The organism is Flavobacterium sp. GCM10022190, from assembly GCF_042656445.1.
GTDB lineage: Bacteria > Bacteroidota > Bacteroidia > Flavobacteriales > Flavobacteriaceae > Flavobacterium > Flavobacterium nitratireducens.
The window spans coordinates 580,449-592,888 of the sequence record NZ_JBHSOQ010000003.1 but is presented as its reverse complement, the minus strand read 5'-3'; the positions used below and the strand labels follow the sequence as shown (position 1 = coordinate 592,888).

Here is a 12,440-nt window from a genome sequence, read left to right as displayed (position 1 = left end):
AATTAGGAAAGAAATTTAATCAGCATTAGATAAAAATCATTTGGAATAAATGGTTTAGTGATTACATCGTTCATTCCAAAAGACAAGAGCATCTCTCTATTTTCGTTCAATGAAATAGCAGTCATTGCAATAATCGGTGTTTTGTTATCAAATTTTCGAACTTCTTGCGTGGCAATAGTTCCATTGATTCCTGGTAAATGCACATCCATTAAAACCAAATCGTATTTATTGTTTTTTATTGCTTCAATGGCTTCTTCACCATTATCAATTACTTCACAGTTAATATCTCTATTTTCCAGCATTCGCTTGGTAATCATTTGGTTGATTTTATTGTCTTCAACCACTAAAATATTTTTGCCTTTTATTTTCGAAAGGTCGAAAGTGATTTCTTTTTCGGGTTTTAATTCCATTTGGTCTTTAGCCACTTTTAGGGCTAAGTTGAACGAAAAAGTTGAGCCTACGCCTACAATACTTTTTACATGGATTTTACTGTCTAAAAGATGAAGTAATTTTTTTACAATGGTTAAGCCAAGTCCTGTACCACCATATTTTCTGTTGATTTCGATAGAACCTTGCGAAAAACTTTCAAAAACGCTTTCTAGTTTTTCTTCAGGAATACCAATTCCAGTATCTTTTATTTCAAAGGAAATAGTTGCTATTTGATTTTCCAGAGTTAATAATTGAGCCACAATGCTTACTTTTCCGTTCTTAGTAAATTTGAGAGCATTGTTGATTAAGTTCATAAAGATTTGAGATAGACGAATAGGATCACCAATTAAATTATTGGGAATTTGGTGGTCAAAATCAAGAATTAACTCATTTCTGTTTTTTGTGGCTACTTCAATTAACGAGTTTTGGATATCGTTGAGTAATTTTCGTAAGTCAAAATTGATTTTTTCTAATTCAATTTTATTCGAATCAATTTTATTGATTTCTAAGATGTCATTTATGAAAGCTGTCAAATAATTACCTGAATATTGTAATGAGCTTAGGTAATGTAATTGGGATTGTTTTGGTTTTTCTTCTAGCAAAAGATGCGTAATACCATTAATAGCATTAAGAGGTGTTCTTAATTCATGACTTACAGTCGAAAGAAATTCAGCTCTGGCATTTGACGCTTTTTCGGCTTTTTCTTTAGCTATACGTAGTTCTTTGTTTTTTTCTTGAAGCAGTAAGTTAGTTCTTTTTTTTATGTTATTGTTTTTGTACAAGGAGAAGCACCATAGCGAAAGAATAATAATTAATGCAATAGATAAATAATTGATTAATCTTGAAAAATTTTCATCTCGTTCTTGTTCTTTTTTCTTTTTCTCTAATCGAGCAAGAGCTAGTTTTTTTTGATTTTCTTTGAACGCTTCATAATCGTTTATACCTAATTTTTTATTGTTTGAAATGGCAATGCTTTCTTTTAAATTAAGGTGCAATTTTAGAAAGGAGTAGGCGTTGCTTTTATCCAGCATTTTGTCATATACTTGACTAATAGCTAATAAAATATTCGCCTTTTGGTCTAAATTTTGATTTTTAGCATTTAGATTTAATGCCTTATTGAAATAATTTAATGCCAAATTATTTCGATTGTTTTGTTTTTCGATAAGCCCCATTTGGTACAAAGCTTCCGCTTTTGTATATAGGTTGTATGGCTTTTCTGGTTTGATAATAATGTTGTTGAATAGCGTTGTTGCTTCTTCAATGTTGTTTGTTGCCCTGTTAATAATGGCTGTTTGTAGTGAAATTAAGTCCTCATTTTCTCTTATTTCTAAGGACTTTGAAATTGTAGCGGCCTTATTAATGCTAATTTTTGCAGCAATAAAATTAGAATCCTGAATTTGACTTAATCCTAGATAATAAAAGGCTTTAGCGTATTCTGGAGTGGGTCTTATGGTTTTAAAAAGTTGGATGCTTTCTGTTAATTTTTCAACAGCATCTTCATACTTTTTCAAACTGAAATAGATTTTACCCATTTGAGCCGTTTGTATTGCCTGTTCTTTTAGGTTGGCTTGTTCTCGGGCGTAATCAATTGCTTTTTGTGTGTATAATAAAACTTCTTTGTATTTATTTGTCTTACTATTCGTATAAGCTAAACTTTTGTAATAGCTTAGGCTGTCTGTTTCTTTTTTTTGAGAGTACAGAGAGAATTTAAATAAAAAAACTAAAATCAGTAGTAATTTGATTTGTAATTTCATTTAGTTAGTTTGGTTTGGTCAAAAGTATTAAATCAATTAATCGTGATGAATACCCAATTTCGTTATCATACCAGCCTACAACTTTTACCATTTTGTCAATGACAGAAGTCAGTTGGGCGTCAAATAAACAAGAGTTTTTGTTTCCTATTATATCGACAGAAACTATTGGGTCTTCGGTGTAATCTAAAATACCTTTTAGTTCATTTTGTGATGCCATTTTGAATGCTTCATTGATTTCAGCTATGGATACTGCTTTTTTTACATTAAAAGTAATATCAGTAAGCGAACCATCAGGAACAGGTACTCGAATACCACAACCTCCAATTTTGCCATCTAATATAGGAAAAATTTTTGTTAGTGCTTTAGCAGCACCTGTTGTCGTAGGAACTATAGATTGGCTTGCGCCTCTGGCTCTTCGTAAATCTTTATGAGGTTGATCGTGTAAACTTTGATCGGTAGTAAATGAGTGGATGGTTGTAATGTAGGCTTGTTCAATACCACAGAGCGCATCAATTATTTTAATCATTGGTGCAGCATTGTTTGTGGTACAACTTGCATTTGAAATAATTGTTTCGCTACCGTCTAAAATATGTTCGTTTACTCCTAAAACGACTGTTTTGATGTTGTCTACTTCAGAAGGAGCAGAAAGAATCACTTTTTTGGCACCAGCAATTATATGTTGGTTTAAAACTTCGTAGGTTTTATGTTTTCCAGTTGACTCTATGACAAAGTCAATATTTAATTCTTTCCAATTCAGGTCAGAAATATTTTTTTCGTGAAAAAATAAAAAGTCTTGTTCATCAATAGAAAAGCCATTTTCGTTAGCAATTACCGTATGTGATAAAACGCCATGTATACTGTCGTATTTGATAAGATGAGCCATTGTTTGGATATCGGCAATATCATTAATGGCAACTACTTCTATTTCTGGATGATTTAAAAGTAGACGGAATAAATTTCGGCCTATACGACCAAAACCATTGATGGCAATTCTTGTTTTCAATTGTAGTGTTTATTCGTTTATTTGTTTATTTGTTTATTCGTTTATTTTTAATCCTTTACAAATAACCGAATAAACAAATAACCCAATTGACTTAATTATAAAATGTGTTTTTGAGCTTTGTAAGAAGAACGAACCAAAGGACCGCTTTCTACATGACGGAATCCTAATTCTAATCCAAATTGCTCGTATTTTGCAAATTGCTCAGGAGTGATGAATTCTTTAACGGGTAAATGTTTTTTACTTGGTTGCAAATATTGTCCAATGGTTACTACATCAACGTTTGCAGCGCGTAAATCGCGCATGGTTTGGAATACTTCTTCTTCTTCTTCACCAAGTCCTAACATTATTCCTGATTTGGTTCTGTTGATTCCTTTTTCTTTTAAGTATCGTAAAACTTCTAAGCTACGATCGTATTTCGCTTGAATACGAACCTCTCGGGTTAGTCTGCGCACCGTTTCCATATTATGAGAAACTACTTCAGGATTAGCTTCAACGATACGGTCGATGTTTCTTTCGATTCCTTGAAAATCAGGAATCAGTGTTTCTAATGTAGTGTTAGGATTCATTCTACGAATGGATCTTACTGTTTCCATCCAAATTATTGAACCGCCATCTTTCAAATCGTCTCGGTCTACACTAGTAATTACGGCATGCTTGATATTCATAATTTTGATAGAACGGGCTACTTTTTCTGGTTCATCCCAATCTACCGTTTCAGGACGTCCTGTTTTTACCCCGCAAAAACCGCAAGAGCGTGTACAAGTATTTCCTAATATCATAAATGTCGCAGTTCCTTCACCCCAGCATTCTCCCATGTTAGGGCAGCTTCCAGAAGTACAAATGGTATTTAAACTGTATTTGTCAACAAGTCCACGAAGTTCAGTATATTTTTTTCCTATTGGAAGTTTTACTTTTAACCATTTTGGTTTAGTACTATTTGGTTCGGCGGTACCTTGGGTTCCAACTGCTGTGGAAGTATTTAAAGTAGTTTCCATAAATCAAATTTAAGGCTGCAAAGATACGTAATCTAGTTGTAAAATGTGCTGTTTATATGTTCAAGCTTATAGAGAGTTTTGTTATAAAATGCTTAAATATCTACTATATTTTATACTTGTTACTGCAAAACAAAAAAGCATTCGATTTTTGTCGAATGCTTTTGAGATTTTTGTCGAATATTACTTATTCTACCTGAACAACAATAGGTAAGTTGTAGGCTGTTCTAACAGGTTTTGCATTGTAGATTCCTGGAGACCATTTTATTTTAATCGAATTCAATACTCGAATGGCTTCTTTTTCTAAGGCAGCATCAGGTTTATTAGTCACTTTAATACTGGTCATGCTTCCATCTTTTTCAACTACAAATGAAACTAAAATACGAACCGTTTTGCTTTCATCCATAGTAGGGCTGTTAAAATGTGTTCCTACATAACGGTAGAATTTTTCGATTCCACCTGGAAATTGTGGTTTTTTGTCTAATACGGCATCGATCATGACTTCTGTGTTGGATCCTTCGGCTGTACCCGTACTACTATCAGTTCCAGTTCCTCCAATTACACCTCCTTCTATTCCAGAACTTGTCCCACTAACAGTTAGGCCATCTGCTGGTTTATCTGTAGGTTCTGTTTTGTCTAAAGTATATTTTTCTGCAGGAGTTGCCTCTATTGGTTTTACTACTGTTGGATTAATCAGTTGCTTTGTTTTTTCTATTGCATCTGTCACTTTTTGGCTCTGAGCTGGTGGTGCTGCAGGTGGTGTTGCTTCTTTTTTTTGTTCTGGAGTATAAATATCCTTTAATTGAATGATCGTTTCGTCCCAATTTATTGTTGGTGGTGGTGAGACAACTTTACCATTAATGAGATGCAAGAGGTTGGGCAATACGATTAACGAAGTACATAATACAATTCCCAGCGTAAGGGCTCGAAAAGAAGTTTTGGTTGTTTCTTGGCGTAATTGAAACGCACCGTACTCTTTGTTTCGGTTTTCGAAAACTAGGTTAATCCAGTTGTTTTCATAGAGGCTTAGTTTAGACATAACTTATAGATTTAATGGTTAAGAAATTCAGTTAAATCGTATGCGAATGTGGTATTATTTTTATAACGATTAAATTATGAAATTAGTATGTAAAATCCTAAGGTATTTTGAAATAATTTTTATTCAGTTTAGTTAAGAATTAAAAGTTTATCCTTTTAAGAAGGAAAATGCTTTATTTGTTGGTGTTTTTGCTTAAAAAAAAGATTAAGCTATTTTATTTCATAATCAAGAATTTGATAACCAATAACTCCGTTTTCAGAAATGGCTTCGATGATTACTGTATTTTCTCCTTTACTATCTGTATTGTAAAAAGAGGCAGTTGCTTTCCCTGAATCATCGGTTTTTAGGATGGGTTGCCAATGTACTAATGTTCTCAAATCAGGAGTTTTCCAATCATCTGGTTGAATAGTATCATATTTAGGAGCATAAAATTCTTTAGCTGCAGCAAAAACAGGAATACTTGTTTTGGTTATTCCTTTTGATTTGTAAGCGCCATTAAGTCCTATTCCTGCGTGGGTATAGATAGCAATTACATTTCCCCAAATAAGACCAGGTGGAGGACAGGGGCTAATTTCTGGGTGAACCTCGCAGTACAATTGTGCAAAACCATTTGCATATTCAATAATTTCAAAGCTTTTTACTTCGCTTGGTGAGATATTAGGAATATGCACATAATCATGATATATTACAGGAATTCCATCAATAAGTACCACTGTAGGCATATTGTTGACAATAGCTTCTAGAAATTGTTCTGAATTTCTTTGTATAGTCACTTTGTCGAGATAGTTAAATAGAAGTATGCTGTATAATCCATACGACCATTTTTGTTCTTTTGATTGTATTTCCTTACCACTAATGATGGTTTCGGGTTTTCCATATCTTTCGGTGACTTTTTTTCGGTTGGGATTACTTTCATTAATAATATTTACCTGATTTAAAAGAATACTACCAAACTGCATATCTAATTTTTCATTCCATTCTTTTTGCATTTTATTTCTTTGAATGAATTGAGCCACAATACTATCTACTTGTTCAATTGAAAGTTTATTTTCAAATGAAATCGTAGGCGGTTTTTTATAATCAATAACTACAGGATTATTGGTGTTTTTGTTAGAACTTTTAGAGGTTTGAATAAGTACTTCCATTTCGCTACCATATTCGTCATCTAAATTGAAACTGAATTTTCCTAAACTATCTGTTACTTGTTTGTAAAAGCCTTTGCTTTTTCCAGAAGTCATCATGGTTAAGTCCAATCCTTGTTTTCCTTTTTTTTCGGAAAAAAGACTATTTACTTTACCTGAAATAGTTAGTGATTTTTCGGGAGCAAAAGCAATGTTTTGGTAGTTTTTTGAATAGTTATATTTGCTCCATCCCTGAGTGAGCATAAGTGCCTCCAAGTCAAAATGCTTATTGCTTTTATTTTCAAAATAATAACCTGGATTTTCTATATTTCCTTTTAATTCAGAGTCAATTAAAAAATAGGAGAGTATATTTTGACGTAAACTTTGCATCTTTCCTAATTCGTCTTTTCGAATCACAAGAACAGAAGTGTTGGCTTTAATTGGTTCGTTGTTTTCATTTTTGGTTTGAATGTTAAGCGTAGTTTGATTTCGTTTATCATATTTCGCTTTGTCAGTGCTGAGGTCAATTTTTAATCGACTTTGTGGTTTTTCATTGAAATAGAGTCTTTCTGCGATAGGTTTTTTGCTTGAATCTAATAGGGTAAAAGCGACTATTCCTTCGGGTATGAAGTCAGTTGTTATGTAAGAACTATAATTTCCTTCTTTTAAAGCTATTCCTTTTTGATGTAATTCAATTCCTCTGAAAGAAATTTTTAAAAACACGCTATCGTTGATGATATGGTTAGACCCAATATTTAGGAGTATTTTGTTTCCTTGTTTGTTAAGAGATAAAATAGTTCCTGTAGTAGCTACTTTAGGCAATGGGTATTTTACCGAATTTGATTTGATTTTAGCAAAATACTTTTTGTTAGGATCAACTTTTGCCAAATAAAATATTCCCATTCCAAGAGGATTGCTTTTGAATGAAGTAATTAGGTTGTCTTTTTCATCAATGATTTCGCCTTCAATTACTTTGCCTTTGCCATTTGCTTCCAGCGCTTTAAAGCCAATTTTAGAAGAGAGCCCTTCTACAAGTTCACCACTTTCTGGGAAAAACTGTAAATCAAGATAATCTTTGTTTAATACAATATTTTTGCTGTAGGTTTTTTGGTTTTCGGTTTGAATTTTTATGTTAGCAAATTGACTTCCTTTGCTAATTTCGTAATCTAGAATGTATTTGTCTTTGTTTTTTTTGATGAGCAAACTGTCTTTTTTATCGTCAATAGTAAGAAATACAGCCAATTTATTCTTTTGTAGTGAATCAATTACTTGTGGATTGAATTGTATTTCCAAATGGTCATTCGCATTTTCTTCTTGAATTAATTTGATGTTTTGAATGGCATCTATTCCATTTAAATCATTGGGGAATACCTGAATGTATTCTTCAAAAATGAAGTCAGTGTCGAAATTTTCATTCCATCTAGTATAGGCTCTGATAAGGTAATTGCCTTTTGTGATTTTTTTATCCAAATCAAAATTCCCTTGTCCAATTCCGTTTTCTATTTTGATTAATTTTTTTTGAATTAGCTTTTTATCCGAATTAATTAATTCTACATATAACACATTACTTAATACAGAAGGGATGTTTTCAGAGGCATTAGTAATGATACATTTGAACCAGACGGTGTCTCCATTAGTGTAAACTTTTCGGTCAAGTTGCAGGTATATTTTTTCGGCAAATGCGCTGTTGTCTACTTTTATATTATTTTCCTGTGCTTTGATTTTTGGAATAGCTAAAAACAGCAAGCACAAATACATATAAGTTATTTTTTTATGGATTTTGATAGCGTTTTGCTTCATTACTATTTGATATTAAGGTCTTTTTTGATAGAATTTAACCTCATTTTTTAACAATAAAAGGGTTTTTGTCAAAAAATGGATAATATCAAATATAGTAAATAAAAATATTACGTAAGATTTTTTTTGTTTTTATTAAAGAATAAAGGATAGTTAAGAAATAATGAGAAAAACACTTTCTTCTTTTGAAGTATCCAAGTTTACTTGAGCAAAAAAAAATCCGATTAGTAGAAACACCAATCGGATTTTATTATTTTGAAATTTTATTTTGAAGATTATATGTGAATCACTTCACCGTAAGCAGCTGCTACAGCTTCCATAACGGCCTCACTCATGGTTGGGTGTGGGTGGATAGCTTTAAGGATTTCGTGACCTGTAGTTTCTAGTTTACGAGCCACAACTGCCTCAGCAATCATATCAGTTACACCAGCTCCAATCATGTGACATCCTAACCATTCACCGTATTTAGCGTCGAAGATTACTTTTACAAATCCGTCAGCATTTCCAGATGCTTTGGCTTTTCCAGAAGCTACGAATGGGAATTTTCCAATTTTCAAATCGTATCCTTTTTCTCTGGCCGCTTTTTCTGTTAAACCTACAGAAGCAATTTCCGGAGTAGCATATGTACAACCAGGAACATTTCCATAATCGATAGGTTGAACGTGCAAACCAGCAATTTTCTCCACACAGTTAATTCCTTCAGCCGAAGCTACGTGAGCTAAAGCCTGTCCTGGAGTTACATCACCAATAGCATAGTAACCTGGAATATTGGTAGCGTTGTACGCATCAACTAAGATTTTATCTCTGTCAGTAGCGATACCTACTTCTTCTAAACCGATATTTTCAATGTTAGTTTTGATACCAACAGCAGAAAGTAAAATATCCGCTTCTAAAACTTCTTCTCCTTTTGCTGTTTTAACGAATGCTTTAACTCCTTTTCCTGTTGTATCGATTCGCTCTACAGAAGAATTAGTCATCACAGTAATTCCTGATTTTTTCAATGCTTTTTCAAATTCTTTTGAGATATCTTCATCTTCAACAGGAACTACATTTGGCATAAATTCAACTATTGTAACTTCAGTTCCCATAGAGTTGTAAAAGTGAGCAAATTCTACTCCGATTGCTCCTGAACCTACGATAATCATCTTTTTTGGTTGTTCAGGCAAAGTCATTGCTTGACGGTATCCGATAACTTTTACACCATCTTGTGGTAAGTTTGGTAACTCACGAGAGCGAGCACCTGTAGCTATAATGATATGATCGGCACTGTATTCAGTAACATTACCATCCTTAGCAGTAACGTCTAATTTTTTTCCTGGTTTTAATTTTCCAAAACCTTCGATAACGTCAATTTTGTTTTTTTTCATTAGGAAAGTAATTCCTTTGCTCATTCCGTCAGCAACATTTCGGCTACGTTTGATAACCGCAGGGAAATCTTTGTCAAATTCAGAAACTGTCAATCCGTAATCGGAAGCGTGTTTTAGATAATCAAAAACCTGAGCAGATTTCAATAATGCTTTCGTTGGGATACATCCCCAGTTCAAACAAACTCCACCTAAGTTTTCTTTTTCAACTACGGCTACTTTAAAGCCTAATTGTGATGCTCTAATAGCAGTTACATATCCGCCAGGACCACTTCCTAAAACAATTACGTCGTATTTCATTTCTTTGTATTTATTTGTTTTTTAATGGTGAAATGCGATGAGCAAGCTCAAGTCATTTCTATCTATTTATTTGTTTTTTTATTGGTGAAATGCGATGAGCAAGCTCAAGTCATTTCTATGTTTATTTATTTTATTTAGTTGTAAAAATGAAGTTTGCCAAAGCAGCTTTCACTTAAAATCAATTGAGATTGCGAATTTAAGGAATATTTCTGTTTTTGAAAGTCCCTATTGGATAAAGTTTTAACAGAATACTGTTTATTACCCTCGATTATTTGAAATCTAACAAAATGGAGCTTGTTTTTTAAATAAATTTAAGGATTTAGAAAATTTATGGTTTTACTGGGTTTAGTTTACAAATCAAAAATCGCTTCATCACTGATTTTGATTAAGAAAAAATGGAACTTATTATCCAATCATTTTTTGTTTTCTAACTAATAACCAAATCACAATTGGAGCCCCAAAAATAGAAGTAACTGCGTTGATTGGTAAGCTTATTTCTCCACCGGGAACCTGTGATATTGTATCGCAAACGAGCATAATCATTGCGCCAAAAAGCAAGGTACTCCAAAACAAAATAGTATGATTGCTTGTTTGAAATACCAATTTTGCGATGTGCGGTACTGCTAATCCAATAAAAGCTATAGGTCCTGCAAATGCTGTAATACTTCCAGCTAAAATACTCGTTGCCAAAATAATTATTAATCTCGATTTTTGATAATTTAGCCCCAGACTTCGAGCGTAATTTTCACCTAGAAGTAAAGCATTTAAAGCTTTAATACTAGCCAAACTTAATAGTAATCCTAAACTAACACAAATGGCGAGTATAATAATAGAATTCCACGAAAGATTTCCTAAATTTCCTAGTGACCAAAAGGTGAATTTTTGTAATTGTTCGGCAGTACTAAAAAAACTTAAAGTTCCTACAATGGCTGAGCTTAGACTACCAAACATTAGTCCCACAATTAAGATGGTCATGGTATCACGTAAGCGAATGGAAACTACAATAACAGCCAATAAAACGGTTGTGCTTCCTAAAGTGGAAGCCAATACGATTCCATAAGGCGATAATACTATTTCTTGTAAAAAAGCAGGAAGTAAACTGGCACCTAAAATTACAAAAGCGACACCTAAACTCGCCCCCGAACTTAAGCCTAGCACATAGGGACCTGCTAAAGGATTTCTAAAAAGTGTTTGCATTAATAAACCACTGGTACTTAGTCCAAAACCCACTAAAACTACTGTAATTGCTTTTGGTAATCGGTAATTAATGATGATGTATTCCCAGCTAGATTTACTGGCTATTCCACCAGTCAAACTATGATATATTTCCTTGAATGGAATATTGATAGAGCCCAAACTAATATTGGTGAAAAATAAAAATAGCAGTCCTATTATTAGAAAGAAAAATATAAGACTATGTTGCTTTTGTTTTTTCAATTCGACTAATTTAGTTTTTGTACAAAAGTAAAATTATAATCCGGAAGTAATTCAGGATGAAAAATTTTGATATAATCTTTTAAAACTAAGTCAGGGCGGCTAGGGGCAAGTTCGTAATAAATAGTTCCGCCAGTGGCTCCTAATTTACTTTCAAAAGTATATACGTTTTTTTGAGTAAAAGCATTGAATTGGTTGTAATGAGGATTGCTGTTACCTAGTTCTTTTAAGTTTTTAAAAGAACCAGTTGCAATCCAAACTTGAGCCGTTTTTGCTTTTTCTAAAATTTTTTCGAAAGGCAATCCAAGGCTTCCGCTTCCTTCAGTATTGGCCCATAAATAATTGGATTTAGCATCTTTCATAAACTGTGCAGCCCAGCTGTTTCCTTTGGCAACAAACCATTGATTTTGATACATGGAACCATATAAAACAGTAGCTTCGGCTTTTTGATTCGCTACTAATTTCAGTGCTTTGTTGTAGTTTTTTACAATGGCATCAAAAAGTTTTTTTCCTTCTTTTTCTTTGCCAAACAATGCTGCGTATAATTTTATCCATTCGGCTTTTCCTAGTGGTGATTGTTCCATCCAGTCAGCTTGAATCAGGACTTTTAATCCGCTTTTTTCTAAGTTGGCAATCATAGGGTTATTGTTGTCAATCCCAAAAGCCACGATTACTTCTGGTGCTAAATCAATCAGTTTTTCAATATCTAAACGTTCATTTTGACCTACATTTTTAACAATCCCATCGTCAATTAATTGTCTTGTTTTTTGGGATGAAATATAATCGGTATGAGGGAATCCTAATAATTTTCTTTCTTCATTCAACATTTCGATAAAAGGAATATTGGTGGTAGAAGTTACTACGATAGATTGCAATGGGATAGTGATTGAGGTGTATTTAGAAAGACTATCAGGTATTGTGGCATTTTTTTCTTTCAAAATATAGGTGAAATCTTTATTAGCATCTGGCCAAGGATTGCTAATTTTTACTATCGAAAAGCTCTTGTATTTATAAATAGAAAGATTAGTTGAATATTCAATTTCATTTTTTTGTGATGTATCAGAAGTTGTAGTTGAATGTTCGTTTTTTTTGCAAGAAACAAAGTTGACTAATACGATCAGAAATATGATTTTTTTGAAAAGTAAATTCATTAATTAAATTTTAAATTTGGGCAAAGGTATAGGAATTTGTAAAAAAAAGAGTCCGT

Annotated in this window: 8 protein-coding genes; all 8 read right to left on the bottom strand. The window is 32.9% G+C overall.

All coding sequences use genetic code 11. The annotated features are described in order from the left end of the window. Positions 1-2: 2 nt before the first annotated feature. The 8 genes from ACFPTQ_RS12645 to ACFPTQ_RS12610 all read right to left on the bottom strand — a co-directional run bounded on the left by ACFPTQ_RS12645 (position 3) and on the right by ACFPTQ_RS12610 (position 12,384). Complete coding sequence (locus ACFPTQ_RS12645) at positions 3-2,183, bottom strand: response regulator (RefSeq protein WP_379777892.1); 2,181 nt, start codon at positions 2,181-2,183, stop codon at positions 3-5. A 4-nt stretch (positions 2,184-2,187) separates the two neighbouring features. Further along, entirely contained in the window at positions 2,188-3,186 is a 999-nt protein-coding gene (gap, locus tag ACFPTQ_RS12640; RefSeq protein WP_379777891.1) for a type I glyceraldehyde-3-phosphate dehydrogenase, read from the bottom strand. A 95-nt stretch (positions 3,187-3,281) separates the two neighbouring features. After that, positions 3,282-4,181: a lipoyl synthase gene (lipA, locus tag ACFPTQ_RS12635; RefSeq protein WP_379777890.1), complete on the bottom strand. Its 900-nt coding sequence runs from the start codon at positions 4,179-4,181 to the stop codon at positions 3,282-3,284. Between the two features lie 184 nt (positions 4,182-4,365). Further along, on the bottom strand, positions 4,366-5,217 hold the full coding sequence (locus ACFPTQ_RS12630) for an energy transducer TonB (protein WP_379777889.1): 852 nt from the start codon (positions 5,215-5,217) through the stop codon (positions 4,366-4,368). A gap of 209 nt (positions 5,218-5,426) precedes the next feature. Then, the gene (locus tag ACFPTQ_RS12625; RefSeq protein ID WP_379777888.1) at positions 5,427-8,138 is read right to left on the bottom strand and encodes an MG2 domain-containing protein; all 2,712 of its coding nucleotides are present in this window, start codon (positions 8,136-8,138) and stop codon (positions 5,427-5,429) included. A gap of 272 nt (positions 8,139-8,410) precedes the next feature. Then, entirely contained in the window at positions 8,411-9,799 is a 1,389-nt protein-coding gene (gene lpdA / locus ACFPTQ_RS12620; RefSeq protein WP_379777887.1) for a dihydrolipoyl dehydrogenase, read from the bottom strand. A 405-nt stretch (positions 9,800-10,204) separates the two neighbouring features. Then, entirely contained in the window at positions 10,205-11,236 is a 1,032-nt protein-coding gene (locus ACFPTQ_RS12615; RefSeq protein ID WP_379777886.1) for an iron chelate uptake ABC transporter family permease subunit, read from the bottom strand. A gap of 5 nt (positions 11,237-11,241) precedes the next feature. Then, on the bottom strand, positions 11,242-12,384 hold the full coding sequence (locus ACFPTQ_RS12610; RefSeq protein ID WP_379777885.1) for an ABC transporter substrate-binding protein: 1,143 nt from the start codon (positions 12,382-12,384) through the stop codon (positions 11,242-11,244). Between the last annotated feature and the right edge of the window lie 56 nt (positions 12,385-12,440).

Coding starts and splice junctions, on each gene's coding strand:
- lpdA (WP_379777887.1), bottom strand. CDS start 9,799: ATGAAATACGACGTAATTGTTTTAGGAAGTGGTCCTGGCGGATATGTA.
- lipA (WP_379777890.1), bottom strand. CDS start 4,181: ATGGAAACTACTTTAAATACTTCCACAGCAGTTGGAACCCAAGGTACC.
- ACFPTQ_RS12610 (WP_379777885.1), bottom strand. CDS start 12,384: ATGAATTTACTTTTCAAAAAAATCATATTTCTGATCGTATTAGTCAAC.
- ACFPTQ_RS12645 (WP_379777892.1), bottom strand. CDS start 2,183: ATGAAATTACAAATCAAATTACTACTGATTTTAGTTTTTTTATTTAAA.
- ACFPTQ_RS12630 (WP_379777889.1), bottom strand. CDS start 5,217: ATGTCTAAACTAAGCCTCTATGAAAACAACTGGATTAACCTAGTTTTC.
- ACFPTQ_RS12625 (WP_379777888.1), bottom strand. CDS start 8,138: ATGAAGCAAAACGCTATCAAAATCCATAAAAAAATAACTTATATGTAT.